Here is a 25,170-nt window from a genome sequence, read left to right on the forward strand (position 1 = left end):
CCATGCCTCGCGGCTAACCAACCACCACCTCTACACCTTGTTGGCGTAGGAAGTCTAGGGCCTTGCTGTCAGCTTTATTATCGGTGAGCACTAGCGAAATTTGTTGAGTGCTGCCAATTGTCGAGGGGAAAATCTGGCCAAACTTACTTGAATCGGTCAGCACAATGTTGCGGCGGTTTTTGGCGAGGATGGTGGAGGCAATTTCCGCGCGCATCATATCACGGCTGGTGAAACCGGTATCTTGGTGAAAGCCATCCACGCCCAAGAATGCGGTGCTGAAATGGATATTTTCAATACAAAGTTTGGTTAAGGGGCCAACTAAGCTCTCCCCCTGGTGCTGATAAACCCCTCCAAGCAAGATGATATTGGCTGAAGTGTTACGAATTAAATGCGCAATATAGGCAGAAGGCGTAATGATGGTGACATCTCCTCGTTCAGCTAACACTCGCGCCAACAGTGCATTGGCACTTCCACCTTCAATCAAAACCGTTTCATTAGCCGCCACTAGGTCAGCAGCTTTATTGGCTAGCGACTGCTTAATGTCAAAGCGAACTTCTAAGCGGGTATCTAAATCATCACTTTGTAGCGCCGCCGCTGCGCCATGGACTCTTTTTAGATAACCTTGTTTTTCTAAGTAATTGAGATCTTGACGAATAGTGACGCCAGAAACACCAATGATGTCGACCAATTCAGTCACCTGAATACGCTTTCGATCGTTTACCAGTTGCAATATTTCGTTCTGTCTTGGGTTCATTGTGTTAATTCCAGCGTTATGAAACGGAAAACAAAGAGGCACCATTATAGTGCCTCTTATTTTCATTTGAAACTTAAATGAAATCGAATTTATAACTCATGCTCGGTACGTGCAATGATGTCGTCCTGAGCATCGGGAGATAACGCAGTAAAGAACGCTGAGTAACCCGCAACCCGCACGACAAGATCACGGTATTGCTCTGGATTCTCTTTCGCCGCTAAGAGGGTGTCTCGAGACACAATGTTGTACTGTACGTGCCAACCTTTGTGGTAGTTAAAGAAGGTACGAATCAACATCGACAGCTTAAGCATATCTCCCTCAGACGCGACCGCAGCCGGGCTCAATTTTTGGTTGAGTAGCACGCCACCTAAAATTTTGTTGGCCTGAATCTTACCCACCGAGTTGTAAACCGCTGTTGGGCCCAAACGGTCAGAGCCTGATGATGGGCTAGCGCCTTCTGCTAGCGGTGTGGTTGCCTTACGACCATCTGGGGTTGCCATTGTGGATGCGCCAAATGGTACGTTGGCTGAGATCGATGATGTTCCTGCGTAATAGCCACCACCAATTGGACCACGGCCATGGCGCGTGTTGACGTAGTGGTCTAGCTCTTCAATGTACACTTGGTAAGCTTCGGCCAACAGCGAATCAACGGCATCATCATCGTTACCATACTTAGGGGCAAAGTTTAAAATACGCTGGCGAAGCTGCTCTTGCTGGGCTGATTCAAAGTTATCAGCCAACGCCTTAGCGAGTGCTGGCTGAGAGATTTGCGCATCATCAAATACCATGTGCTTGATCGCTGCAAGACTGTTACCAAGGTTTGCGATACCTACCTGAAGGCCAGAAACCCAGTCATACTTAGCGCCGCCCTCTTTGACTGTTTTACCCCGTTCTAAGCAGCTATCAACCAATGAAGAACAAAAGATATCCTGAGCTTGCTGCTCTAGTACCGTATCAACCACAGTATCAATTTCGATAGATTTGCGCGTGTAAAAGCGAATTTGATCGGCCCAAGACTCCATCACTTCTTCGAAGCTATTGAAGCTCGCCTCCGCCAGTGACTTTTCATGCGCGAGGAACGTCTTACCCGACGTTGCATCTTGTCCTTTGTTCAGTGCAGCCAGAAGAATACGAGCGAAGTTAATAAAGCTCATACCGGTGCAGCGGTAACCCCATTTCCCCGGAACCGCCGTTTCGATACAGCCGATTGATGCGTAATTGTAGGCGTCCTCTTTCTCCACACCTAACTTGATAAATTCTGGAATAACGATTTCATCGTTGTTAAATGCAGGCATGCCAAAGCCACACTTGATAACATCAATACAACCCATAAGGAACTCTTGGTTCAAGCCTTCATGGTAGCGAACACTTAAGTTTGGTTGAGTTGAACGTAACTGCCCACATGACTCTAGGATTGCCCAAGACAGAGGGTTAACCGCATCCTCTGGCTCGCCTTTTGCGTTTAGCTTTTGTCCACCAATACAGACGTTTTGATAAAGCGGTGAACCTGCAGACGCTTTTGAGTGCGCGCCGGAGCGGATCTTGTTAACTTCGAGTAGCTTTAGCCAACAGCTTTGTAGTAGCTCAAGTGCGAACTCTTTTTCGAGCACACCACTTTCAACATCGGCCACATAGAAATCATTTAAGAACTGATCCATACGCCCAAAGGAGACTGAGTGACCGTTGGATTCAATTTGCAGCATCAATTGAACAAAGTAGCTTAACTGCAGTGCTTGCCAGAAATTCTCTGGGGCGTGATAAGCAACGTGACGACAGTTTTGTGCAATTATTTTGAGTTCGGCTTGGCGCTCGGCGCGAGTTTCTGTCGCTGCCATCTCGTCGGCCAGGGTTGCAAAGCTTGCCATGTGGGCTTGAATCGCCAGCAGAACAATCTCAGTCGCTTTGTAGAACTGCTCTTTCTTGAGGCCTTCATAAGTCGCAACATCATTGGCGGCGCGAAACTCTCGGACTTCCGCAAGCAGACCGTTCATACCCAGCGCTAGGATCTTTTCGTTGTCCACCGCAAGATGGGCATCGCCCGAGGTCATATTGCCCTCTGCTTTGATGATAGTACTCGACAGGATTTCGGTTTGTTCGTCAGTAAATAGACCGTAGCAGCGATCTTGTACGGTTTTACCACGCCAGTACGGCGTTAACTTGTGAATGTTCTCTTTATCTTGTGCCGTTACATCAAAGCCTGCGCCCGGACGGTCGGCTAGATCATCGATCTCTGCCTCAATCCAACGCACCGTATATTCAGGAAAGATTGGAGCAGCGCGAAGTTTGCTCGCTTGGTTGCCAACGATCAGTTCGTCATTTTTAATCCAGATGGTACGAGTTTCAAGGTGCTCTTTCAGAGCTAGCGCACGTTGAATGATCACTGGCTTGTCTTCGTTTAGTTGGTAAGCCTTAGTGTATGCCTGTGCACGCTCAGTACAAATCGGCGGCGTAACAATGTTAACTAGCTGGTTTTTGTGCGCTTTAATACGCTCGGGTAGGAAATTTAAGTCCATGATTAACCTCGTACAGTCACGTTGAGTTCGGTGTGTTTGCTTGCATACTGTTGCGCGCGTTCTAATAGCTCAGGGTTGTTTAGGGGTTGGTCCGAGCATAGGTACGGCATATCAAGTAAACGATATTTGTTGATGCCTAATGTGTGATAAGGCAGTAGGTGGAGCTCTCTACAGCTATCAAGTGAAGCGGCAAAGTCGATGATCTGTTCCAGTTCGTTATCGGTATCGTTGAAGCCAGGCACAACGGGCACACGGATGACGATACGTTTAGCGATAGGGGCAAGCTTGAGAAAGTTCTGCTTGATGCGCTTGAGTGAACCCTTCGCCCACTGTAAAAATTTCTCTTCATCGATATGTTTTAAGTCTGCTAACCAACAGTCAATGTACGGCGCGACTTCCTCGACATTTTTCCATGGCACATGCATGCAACTTTCAATCGCGGTTGAAACACCATTTTGTTGCAGCTTTTTAGCGATATCGGCGACAAGCTTTGGCTGCATTAGTGGTTCCCCACCAGAGAAGGTCACCCCGCCCTGACTTTGGTCGTAGTAAGGCTTGTCCTTCATCAGCGTATCGAACAACGCTTCGACTTGTGCATCCTCACCCACCACACTCAATGCTTGAGTGGGGCATACCTCCTTGAGCGCAACGATCTGAGCATCTGAGATCACTTTGCGGTTTACGATAATCTTGTTACTAGTTCCGTCACGAGTGATGCCTGCACAGGCGTCGCTACATAGTTGGCACTGTTCAAGGCAGCTCCGCTGATCAAATAAAAGAGAATGCTTTTCGCTGCGACTCTCAGGATTTTGACACCAAGGACAGGCCAAGCTGCAACCCTTAAGAAAAAGGATAGAGCGAATGCCGTCGCCATCATGGGTTGAGAATCGTTGAATGTTGAAATACATACCGCTTACCTATGTCCGCCTTTTAACAGCCGCCGGTGATTTAAACTTTCATTTAAAACCAGATTAACTTTCGTTAAATGAAATTATGTTAGTTTCAATTGAAATTTCAATTGATCTAAATCAACAACTATTCAGGTAGCGAGATCTATAGTGTTCTCAACATTACTTAACTCACAAAATCTAACTGAGGTCTCGTGATTAGCACGAGTGAGAGAGAATCAAATGATTGAACTTTACCTAGACACCGCAGACGTAACAGAAACAAAGCGCTTCGCGCAATGCCTTCCACTGAAAGGGGTTACAACCAACCCAACTATTCTTGCGAAATCGAAACAGGGCTTAAACGAAACACTTAAAGAGATGCAGCAAGCTTTGGGTGGTACGCCTCGCTTTCATGCGCAAGTCGTTAGTGCAACGGTTGAAGGAATGGTCCAAGAAGCTCGTCAACTCAACGAGCTGCCATACGATATGGTGGTAAAGGTACCCGCGACTGAAACAGGTCTGGCCGCTATTAAGTTAATGAAAGCAGAAGGTATTCAAGTTTTAGCGACAGCTATTTACTCAGCCCAGCAAGGTTTTCTGGCCGCTTTATGTGGCGCTGATTACTTAGCGCCTTATGTAAACCGGATTGACGCAATGAACGGCAACGGTATTGAGGTCGTCGCAGATCTGCAGCTACTGCTAGACCAAAACCAACTACCATCAAAGATTCTAGCGGCGAGCTTTAAGAACACTCAGCAAGCTATGGAGGTAATGAAGCTTGGGATCAAAGCCATCACCCTACCGACCGACGTTGCCGCAGCGATGTTTGCTCACCCTGCTGTGGCACCTGCAGTGGCACAGTTCGATTTAGATTGGAAAGAGACGTTTGGCGACAAACTTTCATTCGAAAGCTAAAGGGTTGTCATTTCTCTACTCTCAAACAAAGGGCTCACCGTGGCCCTTTTTAGGCGAGTTTGATAATGCTAGAGACTAACGACTACCCAACTATTGGTGTAGTAACTACTGGCTTTAGCCTTAACCGTGGGCAAAAAAACTCCACCAGCAAATAGACGTGCTAGTAATTTGTAACCAGTTATTGCTTTTTGGTTGTACATAGCCTTACAGGTCGCCGGCGTATTCGTGATTCAGATCACATAAAACCATATAATTAATCAGGTTAATTTCACTCTATTCACGCAACCATCACCAAACAGCATAAAAGTGCATTTTTGCACCACATTGGTGAAAACTTATTCATAGCTTATCCACTCATGTGGTACTAGACTCAAGTTATTGAGACAAAAATGAGGCCCATATCGCATGAAAAAACTATTTTCATCCGCGCTAAAAATACAGCAACGGACAAAAGTCACCAGCTTGTTTGCCCGCAACGGGTACAAAATCGCCAGAACGGATTTTGATGAAATGGTGTTTGAGAAATCTGGTACTTTAGTTAATGTTCACTTTGACCGAGCATCAAATGCCGACTCAATTTCTGTTAAGGAGAACTAACTAAAACCCACCGAAAAGGAACATCGGATGAACACCGCAACGAGCTGACATACTAGCCATTACCTTGTCAGCTTACCTTTCCCTTGATTGCTTTGGATAATGAACCCCAGCTCGAAATAACCGGCAAAATCACAGCGAGTAGTACCAACCGCGGCATCCATGCACTGCTTATAACACCTTACTGAGTGTGCTCTCCGTAATAACGCGAGGTTCCCTCAGCATAGAGAATTGATCTCGATCCGAAACCAAAATTGATTGCGCGGTGAATCTACATTCAACATTTAGAAAATGTTTGATCAGTGTTCTCACCAGCGACTTGTATCATCACTATTGAGAGTCGTCGTGTTTGAGCTAACATCCAAGCTTTTTACCAAGTGCTAGACACAACAATAAACGCACTCAAGCGTTCGATATTTATCAAATAAGGGAATGATTTGTTGGGTAAGAATTGGAGCGTACTGCGGGAATCGAACCCGCATCATCAGCTTGGAAGGCTGAGGTAATAGCCATTATACGAAGTACGCTTTGCGTCGAAGACATGATTAATATGCCACATCTGACTGAAAAAAAAAGTCTTTTATGGTGATTTTGGTTCGACTGCTGAAGTTATCGCCACTTTTGCTGTTGGAGCGCTGAAATTGTGTTCAAAGCCATGACACTTAGAGAATTTGTTTCGCGGTAACGCAGTCTTTTCCTGCCAATTTCGATTGATACATCAGCTTGTCTGCATCGGAAAGGGAGATGGAGGTCTCTACGTTGGAATAGTAGGCACAGCCTAGGCTGACGGTGACTTCTCGAGTGTGGTCTTCGCGCAAACCTACGGTGCGAACCTGAGCACATATCATCTCTGCCAGTTCTGCCACATCATGATAATTCTCATTGTTCACTATCACCGCAAACTCTTCACCGCCAATTCGACCAATAAGATGCGGTTCGGATAATACACTCTTTGCGGCTCGTGCAACATCGCGAATGACTCGGTCCCCTGCTTGGTGTCCGTGAGTGTCGTTGATAGATTTGAAGTCGTCGATATCAAAAATCATCACGGCGATTGAGCCTTTGCTCTTTAGACGACGTTCTAACTGTTCGACAAAATGCCTTCGGTTGCTCAGTCCGGTTAGCTGATCGGTCTCTGATAGAGTTTTGAGTTCTTGGTTAGCACGCTGTAGCTCTCTCGTTCTTGCTTTTACAGTTAAGTTCAGCATTACGATGTAGCCAACCACAACAATAGCAATTGCCAATGCAGACAAAGGTACTAAGTAGACTGGATACACAGTGTTGACGTACATCCAGCGATTTAGGATCTGTTGTTTTTCTTCTAGCCCTAATGCCTCCATGCCTTGAATAATATCCTGCTGAAGTTGTTTGTTGCCTTCGGCTACCGCTGGACGAAGCTCACCAGAATAGAGATGACGCACGCCGACGAAACGCTGAATATCATCGCGCTCACTGATGAGGTAAAAGTTAGCGACTTGCAGATCGGCAACAAAGGCTTCGAGCTCGCCGTCATAGGCGGCTTCAATCATACTTTGGTTATTGGGGAAGCTAACTAAGGATAAGTTGGGGAAATGCAGACGGGTGAATGACTCCTCATACCCTCCTGCAACAACACCGACTTGGTAGTCGTGCTCGCCCAACAAAAATCGGTCAAGATTAGTGCCGATGAGATCTTGGCTAATATACAGCTGCGTATCAATGTTCATAAACGCAGGGCCGTAGTCGAGATAAGTATCACGCTGCTCTGACCACAATAGACCAGCGTGGATATCCGCTTTGCCTTCCTTCACCGCGTCGAGTGAGGCTTGCCAATCGGTGAGGAGAAACTCGACTTTAATGTGATGCTTTTTGCCGTATGCTTTCCAATAGTCGATAAGTATGCCGTCAGGCTCACCTTGACTATTGATGAATGAAAATGGCTTCCACGCTTTCGAGTTTGCGACCGTCAACGTACCCGTCTCGTGAGACTGCACGCTAAACGCTAACAAACAAACCATAATCAGCAATAACCGAAACACACAATCACCCAACCTTTGCTTCAGGTGCGATGCTCCCGAACCAATTTTTCAATCATCTACAATAGTTATAGATGATACTTTCTTCGCTATATGAAACAGGTATCCAATTGTGAGACTCAGGTCAATAACCATTGTGTTAAAGACCATCACTGCGTCTTAAACTGTTTCATATCTCCATTTAATTCACCAACTTGGGATTGAACCTGGCTCGAAATCTGCGCCGACGACGCTGACATATTCGCCACATCTTCAACCGAATTGATCACCTGCTCCATCAAAACCTGAATTTCGTCGGTTGCGTTAGATTGCTGCCTTGCTGAGTTAAGCAAATCTTGCATTTGTCGGTTGAGGTGTTCGATTTGACTGGTGGTTGCACTCAATGTGCCATGCGCTTGCAGGGTGTGGTCCGCGCCCTCTTTCGCCAGTGCTTGGCTCTTATCGATTTCGTTAACCACGGCTTGGGTCGATGACTGAATAGCGTTAACGATATGATTGATTTCAGTGGTGGATTCTGTAGTTCGGGTTGCCAGTAGTCGCACCTCGTCAGCGACCACAGCAAAACCGCGACCATACTCACCAGCTCGCGCAGCCTCGATTGCGGCATTGAGCGCCAGCAGATTTGTCTGCTCGGCGAGATTTTCAATCACTTCGGTCACTCTGCCGATGGCTTCGCTCTCTTTACTTAGCTCGGTCACTTGTTCGCTGGCTTTTTCGATTGTGGCATGGAGTGAATCTACGGTGGTTTTGTTTAGGTCGAGCGCTTGAGACCCTCGCTCGATTTGCGCTTTAGACTCCGCAAGAGTCGCGACTGACTGCTCCGCTTGAAGCGCGTTTTCGCTCGCGGCGTGACTGACCTCTGCAACCTGCTGACCAACTAAACCAATGGTCGCTTTTTGGGTTTCAACCTGAGACACCGTTTTGTCACTTGCTTGTTGCAACGAGGCCATACTGGCACCAACATTGTGTGCTTTTTCACTTACCCCTTTCACTATGTTCGCCAGTGCATCGTTCATTTTGTTGATTGAACGAGTCAAGCTCGCCAACTCATCTTTCCCGCCTAGTTCTAAACTCGGTTGCGAAATATCGCCGTTGGCAATGGATTCAGCGCGCTTTGAGATGATCGCCACTCGAGAACCAATATTTTTGCCCATAAAATGCGCAACAGTGAACGAAACCGCCACCACTACCGCGATCGAAACAATCAGCACAGTTAACACGGAAGTGACGGCACTAAAAATGCCCTGACCACTTTGGTCTGCACGCTGTTGCTGTTGGTTAATCACCGCTTCAAGTTGAGCATTTAACGAGTCAACCGCAGGGATCAACTGATTGGCCATTTTTTGGTTGGCAATGTTCCAATCGCTAGAAAAGCGCAGCGTCACCACTTGCTGCGCCAAAGGGAAATAGAGCTGCTGCATCTCTTTAAATAGCGACCACAATCCTTGGTCACTGTCCGACATTAAATCCACTTTTGACTCGATTTCCTTGACCGATTTATTGTGTGACTGCAAAAAGTCTTGGTACTTATCGAGGTAGTCTTGTTTTCCATATAAAAGGAAGTCGCGCATTGAAGAGAGCGCATTGGCGAGAGAGGTATAACTATCAGCGTATAGGCGAAACAGTCGCTTACGTTCGCCCCCCTGTTTATTACTCGCTTCGTCATTAATCAGACCTTGCAGTTGATCGAGCGCGACTTCGGCAATTGGCGCCGCTTCATTGATAAATAGCGAATGCGCTGGCAAGTTCTCGTCACTATGACTGAGTTCAGCGATCTCACTAATAGAAGAAGTTACCCTCGCCCACTCACTCAATACTTGCTGATATTGCTCGGCGTCAATTAATGCTTCTAAAGGCGGTAGTGATGCTTCTACCCGCTCAATGGCTTGTTGCAGATGGGCGGTGTGTACCGCCGCACTTTGTTCATCCCCGCCGAGCAGCATGTAGGCTCGAAGTGAAGAGACTGTGGCGTGAACCGATTGTTGAATAGTGCGCGAAGCGTCTACTGTCGGTAAGTCTTGACTGAGCAGCGACTGGGTATGGGTTTCAACGCTGCTCACACTGCGGTAAATAAAAAATGCGGATGCGATAAAAAGTACTGCAAGCGACAGAAAACTCAACTGTAACTTCCCTGATATCGTGAGTTTCATCCTTTAACTCCTGTAATGTTATCTGTCGATACTATAGCCGCTTGTAACGCATTGTTAAATATATGTATGTCAATTAACTAAACTTTAGTCTTAGAGTTAACAAACAAAAAACTCTTCGCTAAACGAGAATCCTATCTAATTCGAACTGGCCCTTTGCATTGGGCCGTAGTCGATTTTTTTGAAACAACAAGATATATACCCACTACAAGTGCATAGCATTTCATTAATCGCTAAAAAACGCGGCAAATCCAACGCGTCACACTGCTCATTATCTAATCAGATAGTTTTATCTACAGCGCCAAACCCCAATATATCCGACCAAATTAGTCAAGATTGGCCTGACACATATTCCGATATAACGCCAGTAACCAGTCAATAAGTTCAAATATGCAGTAAAAAGTTAGTAAAAATTAGAATTGTTTGCTGGATCAAAATTTCGGTCAAAGATGTTGCGCATATATTAATAAAATGAATAATAGCAAACGTTACAAGAATGTAACAAAACACAACATCATATAAATAATATTCATATAAACACCTATTCACAGGCAGGAAAAGCATGACAAAGCGTATATCGCTTGCCCTTTTGGCGAGTTTATTTGCAGGTAGCGCTGCAGCATCCAACTTGGATGAAAAAATCAACGAAGTCGTTGCACCTATCGTTAACCCTTTTGTAGGAATGATCTTCTCGACTATTCCGTTCCCTTTTACAGACGTACAGGTGCCGTGGATTGTTCTTTGGTTAGTGGTTGCCGCCTCTTTCTTTACAGTCTACCTAGGCTTTATCAACTTCCGCGGTTTTAAACACGCGATTCAGCTCGTTGCGGGTAAGTTCTCTGATCCAAAAGCGAAAGAAGATGGTGAGGTTTCTCACTTCCAAGCATTGACGACTGCGCTCTCGGGCACGGTTGGCCTTGGTAATATTGCAGGTGTTGCTGTCGCCGTCTCTATCGGTGGTGCGGGTGCAACCTTCTGGATGATCCTTGCTGGCTTACTCGGTATGTCTAGCAAGTTCGTCGAGTGTGCGCTTGGTGTTAAATACCGTAACACTAACCCAGACGGTACAGTCTCGGGCGGTCCAATGTACTACTTGAGCAAAGGTTTAGAAAAACGCGGCAACGCGGCATTGGGTCGTACTCTAGCGGTTCTATTCTCAGTGTTTGCTATCGGTGGTTCACTAGGTGGCGGTAACATGTTCCAAGCGAACCAAGCGTTCAAACAGGTTGTTGGTGTTACCGGTGGTGACGCTTCATTCTTCGCTGATAAAGGTTGGCTATTTGGACTTATCCTAGCGGTGATCGTCGGTATCGTTATCATTGGTGGTATTAAGTCAATCGCCAAAGTGACTGAAAAAGTCGTACCATTCATGGCAACCATCTACGTTGGTGCAGCGCTGGTTATTCTGGCTATCAACTTCGATAGAATCGACGACGCATTCTACGCTATCTTCCACGGTGCATTCACTGGCGAAGGTATTGCTGGTGGTGTGATCGGCGTGCTTATCCAAGGCTTCAAACGTGCGGCGTTCTCGAACGAAGCGGGTGTGGGTTCTGCAGCAATTGCACACTCAGCGGTTAAAACCAAAGAGCCAATGTCTGAAGGTTTCGTTTCACTACTAGAACCGTTCATCGATACTGTTGTTATCTGTACGATGACAGCGCTAGTCATCATCATTACAGGCTACTTAGACACAGATACAGGCCTTGCCGGTGTTGAACTGACGTCAGCAGCATTTGGTAGCGCAATTAGCTGGTTCCCATATGTCCTAGCTGTCGCTGTGGTACTGTTCGCGTTCTCGACGATGATCTCTTGGTCATACTACGGTCTAAAAGCTTGGACTTACCTATTCGGTGAGAGCAAGACAGCGGAAATTATCTTCAAAGTTAAGTTCTGTATCTTCGTAGTCATCGGTGCAGCAATGAACCTTGGTCCGGTTATCGACTTCTCTGATGCGATGATCTTCGCAATGGCGCTAGTGAACATTGTTGGTCTCTACATCCTAGTTCCAGAAGTGAAACGCGACCTAGCTGATTACCTAGAGCGTTTCAACGCAGGTAAAGTGTACAAGGTACAACAACAAAAAGAGCCAAAACTGGCTGAACAACCAGAGTAAACCTAAACACTCGGTTAGATGATTGAAGACAGCAGGTTCAGGCCTGCTGTTTTTTTTGGTTAAAAGGTAACAATTTGTACTTAGTTGAACCCGCTACTTTCGGTCGTTCGTTTTAGTTTTTCTAGCTGATAAAGTATTTCATTCTTCTTTACAACACCTCGCACTCAACTTTCTGGCACATTCATCGGCCATTCGACAACCTGTATACCTCACTTTACTCCATCACTCTGCCTCACTTTAGGCATAATTTAACAATTTGATTACACTTTAGGTTATGGGTGAACAACCACACACTACTCTGTGGTTTGGCTATTTTGCAGCAAAATGGTATGAGTTGTGATGATTTGATAGCGGCTTGTGTTTGTTTCACTCAACCTAGGTATGAATAACAATATCTATCCTGACTCAGGCGATCGTAACATGATCTACGAGTCATTGTTGGCTGGCCAGATGTGCGATCCACATAGGCTGGCGATGAGGAGAGAGCAATGAATGTTCAGACGCTTCCCATGCTTCGATTTATCGACCACAACGGCGTGTCGGTAAATCAGCTTCCTGCTTGGGCAGACATCCCAACCCTTATCACCTTCTACAAAGATATGGTGCTGACCCGAACCTACGACCACAAAGCCGTCGCTTTGCAGCGCACAGGGAAACTCGGTACCTACCCCTCCCACTTAGGTGCCGAAGCGTTTGGCATTGCTATTGGCCATGCGATGCATCCAAGAGATGTGTTTGTCCCTTACTATCGCGATATGCCGGCAATGTGGGTTCGTGGGATAGAGATGGAGAAAAATCTTCAGTACTGGGGAGGCGATGAACGAGGCAGTGACTTCCATATCAAGCCCACTGATGGCGGCCAAGCAGAGCATTGCCGCGATCTCCCTTTTTGTGTACCGATCGCCACTCAGTGTACCCACGCAGTTGGTGTTGCTGCTGCGCTGAAAATTGAGGGCCACCACCATGCAGCACTTGTCACGTGTGGAGATGGCGCTACCTCTAAAGGCGATTTTTTAGAAAGCATTAATTGCGCCGGCGCTTGGAATCTCCCCTTGGTGTTTGCAGTCAACAATAACCAATGGGCGATCTCTGTACCGAGAGCTCTGCAATGTGCGGCGGATTTCTTATCCGAAAAAGCACAAGGTGCAGGAATCAAAGGAGTCACGGTGGATGGCAATGATGTCGTGGCGATGCACGATTGTGTGCTCGCTGCGCTTGATAGAGCCCGAAAAGGTAAAGGTCCGACTTTGATTGAAGCCATCAGTTACAGACTCAGCGATCACACCACAGCCGATGACGCGAGCCGTTACCGCAGCGACGATGAACTCAACCAAGCTTGGCAATATGAGCCGATTCAGCGTCTTAAACTGTACTTACAAGCGCAAAACGCGTGGGATGATGCAGCGGAACAAGCTTGGCTTGGCGAATGTAAACAGCGGGTTGAACGTGCGGTAGAGCGCTATATGAATCTGACACCGCAAGCCCCTGAGTCCGCGTTCGATTACCTCTATGAACGAGCGCCTGCTGAACTGAATCCGCAAAGAGACCAACTCATTCACAAAGCGATGCGTATGCAGGGAGGTAAACATGGCTGAATTGACCTTAGTCGAAGCAGTGAATCTTGCTCTGCACCACGAGATGCAGCGTGATGAGAATGTCATCGTTCTTGGTGAGGATGTCGGTGACAACGGCGGGGTATTTCGCGCTACCGTGGGGTTAAAGCAGAAATTTGGTCTGCGCCGAGTCATTGACTCTCCCTTGGCCGAAGCTCTGATTGGCGGCGTGGCCGTTGGTATGGCCAGCCAAGGGTTGCGCCCGGTGGCTGAGTTTCAGTTTCAGGGTTTTGTTTTTCCGGCAATGGAGCATTTGATCTGCCATGCGGCGCGAATGCGCAACCGCACCCGAGGCCGCTTAACTTGCCCGGCGGTATTTCGCGCGCCATTTGGTGGCGGTATTCACGCCCCAGAGCACCATTCTGAAAGCGTTGAGGCACTGTTTGCCCACACGCCCGGTTTCAAGGTGGTGATTCCCTCTTCCCCACAACGCGCCTATGGGCTGTTGTTGGCCTCGATTCGCAGCAACGATCCTGTGATGTTTTTTGAACCCAAGCGCATCTATCGCACCGTCAAATCTGAGGTGGTCGACAGTGGAGAAGCTCTACCACTTGATAGCTGTTTTACCCTACGCAAAGGGCGCGACATCACGTTAGTAACATGGGGGGCGTGCGTGGTGGAATCACTGCAAGCCGCGCAGAGCTTATCTACCCAGGGAATTGAGGTGGAAGTGATCGATCTGGCCTCCATCAAACCGATTGATATGGACACCATACTGCGCTCACTTGAGCGTACCGGGCGACTCCTGGTGGTGCACGAAGCCAGTCGCACTTGTGGTGTGGGTGCAGAGCTGCTGGCTCGCGTCGCCGAGACCGCGATGTGCTTGTTAAAAGCGCCGCCCAAACGGGTGACGGGGATGGATACCATCATGCCGTACTACCGTAACGAAGATTACTTCATGATTGATGAGCAAGACATAGTGCAAGCCGCACGTGAGCTCGTGGAGGGCTGGAAATGAAAACCTTTCTGTTACCCGACCTCGGTGAAGGTTTAGCCGAGTCAGAAATCGTCGAATGGCATATTAATGTCGGCGATCACGTGGAAGTTGACCAAGTAGTACTGACAGTCGAGACAGCCAAAGCGGTGGTCGAAGTCCCAGCACCTTATCCTGGCGTGGTGGTTAGCCGCCACGGTGAAGAGGGCGATGTGATCAATATTGGCGCCTTGTTACTCGAGATTGAAGAGCACCCCGAACTTGTCGGGACCGCGCCAAAACAGCAAGCTGAAAAGACCGATGCCGCCACTGTCGTAGGTAATGTCTCTCAGAGTACCCATCAGGTCAATGTCGATGATTTTTGGATTGGCAGTACACACAGTTCCTCTTGTGAACAAAGAGTCACCGCCCTGCCCTCAGCGCGACTGCTGGCGAAAAAGCTCGGCGTCGACATCGACCAAGTGCACGGCAGCGGCGCCAATGGCATGGTCATAGACGAAGATATCTACGCGCAAGCGCGAAAACAAAGCCCAGGAACCGAGGTATTAAAAGGCGCACGCCGCACCATGGTTTCGACCATGTCTGAATCTCACCAACATGTCGCTGCGGTGACCATTACCGAAGAGGCGAGTTTAGGTGCTTGGGGTGACAATGAAGACATCTCCGCACGATTAATTCAAGCGGTGGTGCATGCCTGTAAGCAAGAGCCAGCGATGAATGCCTGGTTTGATGCAGAAACCATGACCCGATGCGTACACAGCAAGGTGAATATTGGTATTGCGGTCGACAGTCGCCATGGGTTGTACGTCCCGGTGCTCAAAAACGCTGACCAATATCAGGGCGAGCAGATACGCGCTTGGTTGGACGAGACTGTCGATGGCATTCGGAGTCGACGTATTGGTCGCGACAGCTTACAAAACGCCACGATTACTCTATCGAATTTTGGTGCGATTGCCGGCATTTTTGCAACGCCAGTGGTCTCTCCACCTCAAGTCGCGATTGTTGGCGCTGGGCGAATCATTGAACGTGTACAAATGCAACAAGGGCAAGCGACAGCAGTCAAAGTGATGCCGCTGTCGATAACCTTTGACCACCGCGCTTGTACTGGTGGCGAAGCAGCACGCTTCACCAAGTTACTCGTGCAGCATTTGCAACAAGCTTATAGCTAGAATACTGAACGCAGTAAAAACGCACCGTGATGGGTGCGTTTTTACTTTTCTCGAGACTTAAATCTTTTCGATTAGCTCCGGGAGTAGCTCAAACAGATCGCCCACCAAGCCATAATCCGCGACATCAAAGATAGGGGCATCAGGGTCGCTGTTAATGGCCACGATCACCTGTGAATCTTTCATACCGGCAACATGTTGGATTGCCCCTGAAATACCAATGGCAATGTAAAGACGCGGGGCCACGATTTTGCCTGTTTGCCCGACTTGCATATCATTGCTGACAAAACCTGCATCGACCGCTGCTCGTGAAGCGCCTATTGCGCCGCCCAATTTATCTGCCAACGCAGTCACCATAGCAAAGTTCTCTTTACTGCCTAGCCCACGACCACCTGAGATCACCACCTCTGCTTGAGTGAGATCTGGGCGCTCTAACTGTTGCTGCTCACGACTCATCCACTTGGTGCTACGCGCTGAGTGCTCTAAATCAAGCGATACACAAGGCGCTGAACCGTCTGATGTAGGCATACTTTTGTCAAACGCGGTCGCACGTATGGTCATCACCACCAGCGAATCATGGGTTTGTACACGTGCAAGTGCATTACCCGCGTAGATAGGACGAATCACGGTATCGGGCGTTTCAATCGCCACCACATCCGATAACATGTCGACATCGGCCATGGCGGCAAACCTTGGCATGACATCTTTGCCGTAACTGGTCGCGGCAGTCAAAACGTGACTATACTGACCGGACAGCGCCATTAACACTTCCGCATGGTTTTCCGCTAGTCCATCTCGGTAGAGTGGATGACTGACCACCAGCACTCGCTCGATATCTGGGCAGCCGCGCAGGGTTTGGGCCATTGAATCGCATTCTTCTCCGATCAATAACAGGTCGATATTTGCCCCTTTTTGCTGCTTAAGCTCAAAAGCCGCGGTTAAAGCGCTATAGGTCTGAGCAAGGATCTGCTCGCCATCGTGCTGCGCCAGCAGCAGTATGTTCAACTGGGTCATCTTACGCACCTCACTCAATCACTTTGGCTTCGTTTTTGAGCTTATCAATCAGCTCGGCGACACTCGCGACTCGCACACCGCGACTTCTCGGCTCTGGAGCGAACACACTCAACACCTGCTGGCGTGACTCGACGTCTGCCACCAGCGTGTCGGCGGCGACCACTTCTAAAGGCTTGCGTTTTGCTTTCATAATATTGGGTAGCGAGGCGTAACGCGGCTCGTTAAGACGCAGGTCGGTACTGACGACAGCAGGCAATCTTAGCTCTAGGGTTTCAAGTCCAGCGTCGATTTCTCGAGTGACAGTCACTGAGTCCTCTTCTACGACTAGGCTGGAGGCAAAGGTCGCTTGTGGCCAACTCATCAAACCGGCCAACATTTGTGGTACTTGGTTGTTATCGTTATCGATTGACTGCTTCCCCAGTAGCACCAGTTGTGGCTGCTCTTGTTTAATGATCGCCGCGAGCAGTTTAGCCGTGCCCAGAGGCGTTCTCGGTTGACAGTGGTCAACATGAATTGCGCGATCCGCGCCGAGTGCGAGGGCATTGCGCAGTTGCTCCTGACAATTGGCAGCGCCAATCGACACCACCACCACTTCTTGACAACGGCCTGCCTCTTTAAGCCGTACGGCCTCTTCTACTGCAATTTCACAAAACGGGTTAATGACCATTTTCGCGTTGTCTTGTTCGACGCCGCTGCCATCAGACTTGACCCGAACTTTGCTGTAAGGGTCAATCACTCGTTTGATCGCAACCAAAATCTTCATTGCCTGTTCCTCGCCAGTCGTTGATATTTTCAGCTTAGTAAAGTTTACGTTTACGTCAACTGTAACTATAGTTATCAAAATGGTGCTGAGATCATTCAAAGGTGACCGGAATGGAACGAGAAAGCATGGATTTCGATGTCGTCATCGTCGGAGCTGGACCAGCAGGCTTAAGCGCCGCTTGCCGCTTAGCGCAACTCAGCCAAGAGCGTGAACAAGAGGTGTCGATTTGCGTGGTCGAGAAGGCCCCCGAAATCGGTGCGCACTCGCTGTCTGGTGCGGTATTTGAGACAAGAGCCCTGGATGAACTCTTCCCCAGTTGGCGACAACAGGGAGCGCCAGTCACCACTCAAGTCAGCCAAGACAAACTGCTCTACCTGACCAGTGCAGAGCGGCACATTAAGGTACCGGAGTTTCTTACCCCACTTGCACTACGCAATAACCATGAGCAATACATCGTTAGCCTAAGCCAGCTGTGCCGCTGGTTGGCAAAACAAGCCGAAGCGCTGGGTGTGGAGGTATTTGCGGGCTTTCCTGCGCGGGAGATTTATTTTGACAGCAACGGCTCGGTGTGTGGGATTATCACTGCGGATATGGGGCTGGATAAACACGGCGATAAAAAAGGCAACTTTCAACCTGGTGTGCAACTTAACGCCAAGCAAACGCTGTTCGCTGAGGGGGCTCGGGGTCACTTGGGTAAGCAGCTCATCGCTAAGTACAATCTCGACGCCGATTGCCATGCCCAGCATTACGCACTCGGAATCAAAGAAATCTGGCAACTGCCAAAAGGGGATGCTCGATTTGAACCCGGATTGGTGCTGCATGCGACCGGCTGGCCATTGACAGAATCAGCGACCACAGGCGGAAGCTTTCTCTATCATTTTGACGATCATCTGGTCGCGGTTGGCCTGATCACTGATCTTAATTACAGCAACCCATATTTAAGCCCATTCGACGAGTTTCAACGCCTCAAACATCACCCTCAATTTAGCCGTTATTTACAAGGCGCCGAACGCATTGAATATGGGGCAAGGGCACTGGCGAAAGGCGGGCTGTTTTCACTGCCCAAGCAGCAGTTCCCCGGTGGGCTGCTTATCGGCTGCGATGCTGGCACGCTGAATGCGGCCAAAATCAAAGGCTGCCACTGCGCTATGAAATCAGGGTTACTCGCTGCCGAGGCAACGTTTAACGCACTATTAAACAGCAAGCCGGAAGCGAACTACCATCCACTGTTCATAAACTCTTGGCTATATCAAGAGCTGGCCCAGCACCGAAATTTCTCCGGCGCGATTCATCAATATGGCTCAGTGTTAGGCGGTGCTATCAGTCTATTTGAACAAAATGTGTGGCAACGCTTAACCCGAACCCAGTCACGTTGGAACATCATCAACTCACAACCGGACTATGCAGCACTCCATGAGTTGTCTCGCTGCACGCCGATTGACTACCCTAAGCCCGATGGGGTGTTGAGCTTCGACAAAGCGTCATCGCTCTATCTTTCAGGCACCTTTCATGAAGAGAACCAGCCCTGCCACTTGCAAGTTGCCAACCAGCGCATTGCACTCACCCACCATATGACTATGTTCAATGAACCTAGCCAGCGATACTGCCCTGCTGGGGTGTATGAAGTTATCGAGGTGGACGGTCAGCGCAAACTGCAAATCAATGCACCCAACTGTTTACATTGCAAAGCGTGCGATATCAAAGACCCTTCGCAAAACATAACTTGGTTGCCACCAGAGGGCGGCGGCCCAAATTATTCATCAATGTAATCTTCGCTGATCCGAACCGGCCGTGATAAAAAATCTTGCGCGACCTTGCGTTGACAAAGGGTCATCCGCTTTAACACATTGGTCAAGTTTTGCTGCTCTAACAAGGTGAGGTCGGCAATCGCGAGCAGATCGTTCACTTTACGTAGATCGGTATACTCAATAACTTGATTCATAAAGCGCAAATGCCAAATGTGATCGAAAATATACACCAGCTCTCGGTATTGACGAGAATCGAGTTCATTGTGCTCTCGCATCGCCTGCAATCGGGCCATGGTGTTGCTGTGACGAACGTCGAGTTTGAGCGCATACAGTCGACAGAAAATCTCCATCGGCCGCAAGCACTCTTTAAGATTCAGTGAGGCCCGGCCGTCGATACGGTCGGTATCGAGCTGCTTTTCATCGGTAAGCGGCACCGAATACGTCAAACAGTGCTCGGCATAGGTGGTCAAAAACTCCGGGTTGGCTTGTAAAACCTGTTGAATGTGGGCCTGGATATTGTCGACTAGGTTAGCCGCGCCATAGGTCGAGCGGATATCGAAAAACACATTCAGCTCCAAGATCGAATCTGGCGTCGCCTGTTGAATCCAGTGGCTAAAATTGTCGCACCACTCTTTCTCACTCAAGCACCACTGATGGTTGGAGGCCATGATTAAGCCTTCACAATAGCTGTAACCGGCTTGGTTGAGCTGCTTACATACTCGCTCGGCGAGGTGCAAAAAGTAACGACGAATCGACTTTAGATCTTGCTCATCCGGGGTTTCAAATACAATCGCATTGTCTTGATCAGAAAACAGAGTCATATCGTGACGCGCATTGCTACCAAACGACACAAATGAGAAGGGTACTGGCGGTGGACCAATTTCTTCTATCGTCAGTTCAATGAAACGACAAATTGCCGCATCGTACGTACTGCCGATTAATCGGCGCAAATAATCGGGTTTGGTTCCGGCACTGATCATCTCGCGAATCAAGTCGGTCAAGCGATTCAGTGACTCGACCACATGGCTTAGGCTCTCCCCTTGCTGAATATCGGCGACGATACTGGTACCACTTTTTTGGTAATCAAATGTCGGGTTGACCGAGCCGCCACCCCCACTGTATATCTTGCGCACAATCGGGCGAAATGAGATCACATGACCAAGTTTTTCCGACAAGAAAATTCTCGAGGTGCTCAGGATAATATCTATCGGGCGGCCACTTTTGGTGACGATTTGTGCTTCAAATTCAGCCGGCTCTGTTTGATGCATAAACAGCTGCAACAAGTGCTGCAAAACTGGATTATTGCTCGGTAAGTCCGAAAAGAGCTGCTGCCAAATCGAGCCAGATTTGAGTTCGGTGTCGGTATATCCGAGCAACTGGTGTAAGCGGCTGTTGGAAAACACCACTTTTCCATCTGCCTCGAGAATGTAGCCTTCATTGGACGACTCAACCAAGGCACGATAGCGGTTTTTCGCTTCATGCAGCGCCATTTCCGCGCGCTTTTTGCGCTGATCTATCGCTCTCGATTGCACCAACACGTACAGCATGACAGCGGTTAAACCTAAGGTAATCCCGACAAAAACACGAAATAGCACCGCTTCGAGCTTATCCACTTCCCTTTGCACATCATCGATATAGACGCCGGTCCCGACAATCCACTGCCATTCATCGACCCCTTCCACATAGGTTAGCTTGGGCGCGGTAATGTTGGTATCGTCTTTCCACTGCCATTGATACTCAAGGTAACCTTGCTGCGATGCTTTAACCAAATTGACGATTTCGACAAACATCGGAAACCCAGTACTGTTTTCACTGTCGACGAAATCGGTTAAGTCTTGGTTGGTTAGATCTTGACGATAAGGGTGCATGATCATTTTCGGCTGCATGTCGGTGATAAAGAAATAGTCTTTATTCTCCGCACCATAGCGCATTGCTTTCACTTCCATCGCCGCTTTTTGCTGCGCCGCTTCGAGACTCATCACACCGCGCTGCTCTAAGGCAACATAGCTGTCGACAATACTGACCGCGGTCGAGGTGAGCTCTTTGAGCATCTGTCTTTTTTGCCCCAACATCGACTGCTCAACCAGCGGCAATATCAGATAAATAATGGTGGTGACAAATAGAATGATGGCCATCACCGTAGGCACAACTAAGCGCCAGCTAAACTGACTGAAAGAGGAACTTGACTCATCGGGAGCGGAACGTAAACCAGCAAAGTAGTCGTGCAACTCATTGGCATCGAGAACCTCGCTTAAGTCTTGTTGATGATTGGCATCGTGATATTTGGCGGTAAAACTGCCGTTTTCGAAATCGGCTCGCGTTGGGAGGTAGCCGTGGTAATCATCACGCACATGCGTTTCAAACACATTTTTGATTTGCTGACTGGTGTATTTGTCGCCGAACTCTTTGATCGCCTCGGCGAGTGCTTCTTTGCAATGACGAAATCGGCGATGGTCGTATGGGTCATACTCCACACTGCTCTTCATGGTCTGCGCGTGATCTTGGCCTTGATAGTCAAAAAAGCCGTCAATCCAACGATGGATCTCTTCGGCGCGAATCCCATACAGCTGCTGAGTGCGTTGTGCGTGCTCTGATATTTTCATTCAGTTTTAGTCAATCCAGTCTCATATTGATACTTCACTCAAAAATGTGCAGTGCGTTGCAATTTTGCTAAAACGCAATCAGCTTGGCTATCGCATCGGCGCGTTCATTAATTCAAGTCAATATTTGCTCACGAGTGCTTTTCTAGTATGTCGCCAATGTTATTGCTTTGAATTTCAACACATGTGCTGCAATGCACCTGTGTTTTCATCAACGGAGTAAACCCATGTTTTCCTTCTTTATCAGTACGATAAAGTGGTTTGGTAACGTCTGGGATGTCGTCTCGTATTGGCTGAAGGTCAGTATACCAAGCGTAATTGGAACACTCATTGACATGGTTCAACTTCGCTACACAACATAGGACGATTAGATGTCTAATAAAAGTAAAACCTTTTACAGGGACATGCGCCGTAAAGCGCATGAATTTGAGAGCCGAGAAGAGTTTCTTAACCACGACTTAAAGATCATGAGTTTTCGCCGCTGGGGGATTCATTTACCTTCGCGCGACTACAGTGTCGAACTTGAAGACTTAGTGCCTGCATTGGCCGCAACCATAGGTAAAGTGGTGATGGTAACCGCCATGGTCGCGGTGTTTGCGGCGCAGTTTGGCTTGTCGCCAGAGTTTGTTGCAGAGAACGTTCGCTATGAACTGCTGATCGCAGGTGCGCTGTTTGTTATCCTTTTTTCTGCGATTTTAAATCCAAACTCCAACTTGGCCGGTACGCATGGCCCGATGATCCCGCTTATCCCGCTGATTGCCGCCGCAGGTGGACACCCACTGGCACTCGGCATCATGGTGTGTATGTTCGGTTTTCTGCTCGCGTACACTAAAGGGGGCTCCAAACTGATGACGCTCACCGGTGTTGGCGTGCGCGGAGGTTTGCTGATCTACCTTGGTGCGGTTGGTTTGATTAGCCAAATCAACAAAACCGAAGCTTGGGCTGCCAGTACCGATCAAGGCTATATCTCATTTGCGGTCATTGGTGTCACCGTCGCTGTGTATGCCTACCTGGCTAAAATCAATAAACGTTGGCTGGCGATTCCACTTTGCTCACTGATTGCAGGTGTTGTCGCGTATGTCATGGGTGCTGAGTTCGCCTTTACCACTGAGCCCGGCCTACCTCATTTCAGCCCATTCTACTGGTGGGGAGAAGACACAGGTTGGCAACTTGGCTGGCCAAATCTAGAGCACTTTATCGCAGTGACACCGTTCGCGTTACTTGCGGTCGCCATGTGGTCGCCAGACTACCTTGGTCACCGTGTGTTCCAAGAGTTGAACTACCCGAAAGAAGCCAAAGGCGTTCTGATGGACGTGGATGACACCATGATGGTGGCCTCGATTCGTCAGGGTATCGGCTCATTCCTTGGCGGTGGTAACCTTGCTTCTTCTTGGGGGACCTATATGATCCCTGCGGCGATTGCAAAACGCCCTATTCCGGGTGGCGCGTTGCTCACTGGTATTATGTGTATTGCCGCTGCGGTCATTGGTTATCCGATGGACTTAGCGATGTGGGAACCGGTACTGCGCGTGGCGTTGATTGTCGGTGTGTTCTTGCCGCTACTTGAAGCCGGTATGCAGATGATCCACAAGCATAAGGACTCTCTCAGTGCGGGCATCTGTATCTTCGCCTGTGCGTTTGTCAACCCAGTATTCGGCTGGGCGACCACTATGCTGCTCGATAACATGGGCCTAATTGGCGACCACGAACGCGCTAAAGAGCTCTCAGCGAAAGACAAATACCTGATCCCAGGTTTGGCATTCGTCATTTGTGTAGGCTCACTCGCATTGGTGGGTCAATTGCCGGGCATTCCCGCACTGATCGGCCACTAATCTCTATTTGGGCGCAGCGCAAGGCTGTGCCCTTCCCCCTCTTTATTGTTTATTTTTCGTTCGAAACCACCCTATTTGTCTCATCCATTTTCTTCACCTGCTCTCCCAGCTAATCGATAACCCACACCTATTCCAGCAACAAGCTATTAACATCGATTCAATTAGTTTCAATTAAGTTGAAAAAGAGATTCCAATCACATTTTATTCGGTTATAATTCGCGCCCATTGCGCTTAATGTTGATAAACGCAAACTAAATTTGATGAAATCGCCAGTTAACCTATCCTCGCCAGCGGGGAAAAACGAGAAGAACAATGAGCAAGATTGATAAAGCAATGCGCATCCTGCTAGCAGGATTTTGTATCAACCTTTGTCTTGGCATCCTGTATGCTTGGAGTGTGTTTAACAAAGCATTAGTCACCGAGTCTGGCTGGAGCGCTGCTGAAGCGTCTGCGCCATATGCGACTGCAACTATTACTTTCTCTATCTGTCTTCTGGTTGCCGGTATCCTCCAAGACCGCATGGGCCCACGCCTAATCCTTATCTTGGGTACAGTGCTAACTGGCCTAGGGATGATTGCTTCTGGTTTTGTCAACTCGCCACTAATGCTAAACATTACCTTTGGTGTGATCACTGGTGCAGGTATTGGTTTTGGATACGCCTGTCTTTCGCCTTCGGCGATGAAATGGTTCCACGCCTCGAAAAAAGGCATGGTTAACGGCATTATCGCAGCAGGTTTTGGTCTAGCCGCGATTTACTTAGCTCCTGTGACTTCTGCACTGATCGACAGCATGGGCATCCAAACCAGCTTCCTAGTGCTTGGTGTTGCTATTCTTGCTATCGCTGTTCCTCTGGCAGCAACCATCAGCAACCCGCCTGCGGGTTACACGCCAGCTGAACCTAAAGTAAAACAAGGTCAAGCACCGAAGGTTGTAAAGAAGTCTGACGACCTCACTTGGAAAGCGATGCTTAAAACGCCACAGTTCTACTCTCTATGGATCATGTACGCGTTCGCCGCTTCTGTTGGTCTTATGATCATCGGTAACATCACCACTATCGCCAGCGTTCAAGCGAACCTACCAAACGCGGTTTATCTAGCGTCTATCCTCGCGGTATTTAACTCTGGTGGCCGTGTTGCTGCGGGTATGCTTGCAGACAAGATCGGTGGCGTACGTACTCTTCTTCTGGCGTTCGTTCTACAGGGCATCAACATGGTGCTGTTCGCAACGTTTAAGACTGAATTCACGCTGATTATTGGTACAGCAATCGCAGCGGTAGGTTACGGCACATTGCTCGCGGTATTCCCAACCTTAACCGCTGAGTTCTACGGTTTGAAAAACTACGGCACCAACTACGGCGTGCTGTACACAGCATGGGGTATCGGTGGTGCAATTGGTGCGGCGGTTGTTGGCTACTCAATGACTAACGGCGAAGGCTACACGCTGGCTTACACTATCTCTGCGGCGATGATGGCGGTTTGTATTGTTCTTGCTTTCATCACCAAACCGATGACAGAAGCGAAGATTGCTCAGCTAAAGCATGCTTAATCTGTTGATTT

At 48.5% G+C, this 25,170-nt stretch carries 17 protein-coding genes and 1 tRNA gene; 9 read left to right on the forward strand and 9 right to left on the reverse strand.

Going from position 1 to position 25,170, the window contains the following annotated elements; translation table 11 throughout:
- Window positions 1–13: 13 nt before the first annotated feature.
- From MTO69_RS14870 to MTO69_RS14880, 3 genes are all read right to left on the reverse strand, one after another.
- Entirely contained in the window at window positions 14–754 is a 741-nt protein-coding gene (locus tag MTO69_RS14870) for a DNA-binding transcriptional regulator YciT (RefSeq protein ID WP_248335181.1), read from the reverse strand.
- 89 nt (window positions 755–843) lie between these two features.
- Window positions 844–3,267, reverse strand: a complete 2,424-nt coding sequence (locus MTO69_RS14875; RefSeq protein ID WP_248335182.1) for a formate C-acetyltransferase/glycerol dehydratase family glycyl radical enzyme — start codon at window positions 3,265–3,267, stop codon at window positions 844–846.
- Window positions 3,268–3,269: 2 nt separating this feature from the next.
- Complete coding sequence (locus MTO69_RS14880) at window positions 3,270–4,175, reverse strand: glycyl-radical enzyme activating protein (protein ID WP_248335183.1); 906 nt, start codon at window positions 4,173–4,175, stop codon at window positions 3,270–3,272.
- 222 nt (window positions 4,176–4,397) lie between these two features.
- Here MTO69_RS14880 and MTO69_RS14885 point away from each other — a divergent pair, with 222 nt between their 5' ends.
- Window positions 4,398–5,072 (forward strand): fructose-6-phosphate aldolase, encoded by a 675-nt coding sequence (locus MTO69_RS14885; RefSeq protein ID WP_248335184.1) that lies wholly within the window; start codon window positions 4,398–4,400, stop codon window positions 5,070–5,072.
- 405 nt (window positions 5,073–5,477) lie between these two features.
- Entirely contained in the window at window positions 5,478–5,669 is a 192-nt protein-coding gene (locus MTO69_RS14890; protein ID WP_248335185.1) for a hypothetical protein, read from the forward strand.
- A gap of 449 nt (window positions 5,670–6,118) precedes the next feature.
- Here MTO69_RS14890 and MTO69_RS14895 read toward each other — a convergent pair.
- From MTO69_RS14895 to MTO69_RS14905, 3 genes are all read right to left on the reverse strand, one after another.
- Window positions 6,119–6,193: transfer RNA gene (locus MTO69_RS14895), tRNA-Gly, on the reverse strand.
- 135 nt (window positions 6,194–6,328) lie between these two features.
- Complete coding sequence (locus MTO69_RS14900) at window positions 6,329–7,684, reverse strand: transporter substrate-binding domain-containing diguanylate cyclase (protein WP_248335186.1); 1,356 nt, start codon at window positions 7,682–7,684, stop codon at window positions 6,329–6,331.
- A gap of 146 nt (window positions 7,685–7,830) precedes the next feature.
- Window positions 7,831–9,831, reverse strand: coding sequence for a HAMP domain-containing methyl-accepting chemotaxis protein (locus MTO69_RS14905; protein WP_248335187.1), 2,001 nt, complete (start codon window positions 9,829–9,831; stop codon window positions 7,831–7,833).
- 559 nt (window positions 9,832–10,390) lie between these two features.
- Here MTO69_RS14905 and MTO69_RS14910 point away from each other — a divergent pair.
- The 4 genes from MTO69_RS14910 (at window position 10,391) to MTO69_RS14925 (ending at window position 15,660) form a co-directional block, all read left to right on the forward strand.
- A complete protein-coding gene (locus MTO69_RS14910) occupies window positions 10,391–11,944 on the forward strand; it encodes an alanine/glycine:cation symporter family protein (protein WP_248335188.1) in 1,554 nt (517 codons plus the stop codon).
- A 488-nt stretch (window positions 11,945–12,432) separates the two neighbouring features.
- Window positions 12,433–13,539: a pyruvate dehydrogenase (acetyl-transferring) E1 component subunit alpha gene (gene pdhA, locus MTO69_RS14915; protein WP_248335189.1), complete on the forward strand. Its 1,107-nt coding sequence runs from the start codon at window positions 12,433–12,435 to the stop codon at window positions 13,537–13,539.
- The gene (locus tag MTO69_RS14920; RefSeq protein ID WP_248335190.1) at window positions 13,532–14,515 is read left to right on the forward strand and encodes an alpha-ketoacid dehydrogenase subunit beta; all 984 of its coding nucleotides are present in this window, start codon (window positions 13,532–13,534) and stop codon (window positions 14,513–14,515) included. Before pdhA ends, MTO69_RS14920 begins: the two co-directional genes overlap by 8 nt.
- The gene (locus MTO69_RS14925) at window positions 14,512–15,660 is read left to right on the forward strand and encodes a dihydrolipoamide acetyltransferase family protein (RefSeq protein ID WP_248335191.1); all 1,149 of its coding nucleotides are present in this window, start codon (window positions 14,512–14,514) and stop codon (window positions 15,658–15,660) included. The genes MTO69_RS14920 and MTO69_RS14925 overlap by 4 nt, the downstream gene beginning before the upstream one ends.
- A gap of 57 nt (window positions 15,661–15,717) precedes the next feature.
- Here MTO69_RS14925 and MTO69_RS14930 read toward each other — a convergent pair whose 3' ends face one another.
- Window positions 15,718–16,671 carry an electron transfer flavoprotein subunit alpha/FixB family protein gene (locus MTO69_RS14930; protein WP_248335192.1) on the reverse strand — a complete coding sequence of 318 codons (954 nt, stop codon included), beginning with the start codon at window positions 16,669–16,671 and terminating at the stop codon, window positions 15,718–15,720.
- Window positions 16,672–16,681: 10 nt separating this feature from the next.
- Window positions 16,682–17,434, reverse strand: a complete 753-nt coding sequence (locus MTO69_RS14935; RefSeq protein WP_248335193.1) for an electron transfer flavoprotein subunit beta/FixA family protein — start codon at window positions 17,432–17,434, stop codon at window positions 16,682–16,684.
- Between the two features lie 110 nt (window positions 17,435–17,544).
- On the opposite strand from MTO69_RS14935, the gene MTO69_RS14940 reads away from it, so the two are divergent.
- Entirely contained in the window at window positions 17,545–19,203 is a 1,659-nt protein-coding gene (locus MTO69_RS14940) for an electron transfer flavoprotein-ubiquinone oxidoreductase (RefSeq protein WP_248335194.1), read from the forward strand.
- On the opposite strand, the gene MTO69_RS14945 is transcribed toward MTO69_RS14940, so the two are convergent.
- Entirely contained in the window at window positions 19,188–21,785 is a 2,598-nt protein-coding gene (locus MTO69_RS14945; protein ID WP_248335195.1) for a DUF294 nucleotidyltransferase-like domain-containing protein, read from the reverse strand. The two genes, MTO69_RS14940 and MTO69_RS14945, sit on opposite strands and share 16 nt — an antisense overlap.
- Before the next feature lie 368 nt (window positions 21,786–22,153).
- On the opposite strand from MTO69_RS14945, the gene MTO69_RS14950 reads away from it, so the two are divergent.
- Complete coding sequence (locus MTO69_RS14950; protein WP_248335196.1) at window positions 22,154–23,614, forward strand: DUF3360 family protein; 1,461 nt, start codon at window positions 22,154–22,156, stop codon at window positions 23,612–23,614.
- A 312-nt stretch (window positions 23,615–23,926) separates the two neighbouring features.
- Entirely contained in the window at window positions 23,927–25,159 is a 1,233-nt protein-coding gene (locus MTO69_RS14955; protein ID WP_248335197.1) for an L-lactate MFS transporter, read from the forward strand.
- Window positions 25,160–25,170: the final 11 nt, after the last annotated feature.

Origin of the sequence: Vibrio sinaloensis (assembly GCF_023195835.1) — a bacterium.
Classification (GTDB): domain Bacteria; phylum Pseudomonadota; class Gammaproteobacteria; order Enterobacterales; family Vibrionaceae; genus Vibrio; species Vibrio sinaloensis_C.

Excerpts from the sequence above, each read along its gene's own strand:
- pdhA (WP_248335189.1), top strand. The coding sequence starts at position 12,433 with ATGAATGTTCAGACGCTTCCCATGCTTCGATTTATCGACCACAACGGC.
- MTO69_RS14890 (WP_248335185.1), top strand. The coding sequence starts at position 5,478 with ATGAAAAAACTATTTTCATCCGCGCTAAAAATACAGCAACGGACAAAA.
- MTO69_RS14930 (WP_248335192.1), bottom strand. The coding sequence starts at position 16,671 with ATGACCCAGTTGAACATACTGCTGCTGGCGCAGCACGATGGCGAGCAG.
- MTO69_RS14905 (WP_248335187.1), bottom strand. The coding sequence starts at position 9,831 with ATGAAACTCACGATATCAGGGAAGTTACAGTTGAGTTTTCTGTCGCTT.
- MTO69_RS14935 (WP_248335193.1), bottom strand. The coding sequence starts at position 17,434 with ATGAAGATTTTGGTTGCGATCAAACGAGTGATTGACCCTTACAGCAAA.
- MTO69_RS14875 (WP_248335182.1), bottom strand. The coding sequence starts at position 3,267 with ATGGACTTAAATTTCCTACCCGAGCGTATTAAAGCGCACAAAAACCAG.
- MTO69_RS14880 (WP_248335183.1), bottom strand. The coding sequence starts at position 4,175 with ATGTATTTCAACATTCAACGATTCTCAACCCATGATGGCGACGGCATT.
- MTO69_RS14925 (WP_248335191.1), top strand. The coding sequence starts at position 14,512 with ATGAAAACCTTTCTGTTACCCGACCTCGGTGAAGGTTTAGCCGAGTCA.
- MTO69_RS14920 (WP_248335190.1), top strand. The coding sequence starts at position 13,532 with ATGGCTGAATTGACCTTAGTCGAAGCAGTGAATCTTGCTCTGCACCAC.
- MTO69_RS14945 (WP_248335195.1), bottom strand. The coding sequence starts at position 21,785 with ATGAAAATATCAGAGCACGCACAACGCACTCAGCAGCTGTATGGGATT.
- MTO69_RS14885 (WP_248335184.1), top strand. The coding sequence starts at position 4,398 with ATGATTGAACTTTACCTAGACACCGCAGACGTAACAGAAACAAAGCGC.
- MTO69_RS14870 (WP_248335181.1), bottom strand. The coding sequence starts at position 754 with ATGAACCCAAGACAGAACGAAATATTGCAACTGGTAAACGATCGAAAG.
- MTO69_RS14955 (WP_248335197.1), top strand. The coding sequence starts at position 23,927 with ATGAGCAAGATTGATAAAGCAATGCGCATCCTGCTAGCAGGATTTTGT.
- MTO69_RS14950 (WP_248335196.1), top strand. The coding sequence starts at position 22,154 with ATGTCTAATAAAAGTAAAACCTTTTACAGGGACATGCGCCGTAAAGCG.
- MTO69_RS14910 (WP_248335188.1), top strand. The coding sequence starts at position 10,391 with ATGACAAAGCGTATATCGCTTGCCCTTTTGGCGAGTTTATTTGCAGGT.
- MTO69_RS14940 (WP_248335194.1), top strand. The coding sequence starts at position 17,545 with ATGGAACGAGAAAGCATGGATTTCGATGTCGTCATCGTCGGAGCTGGA.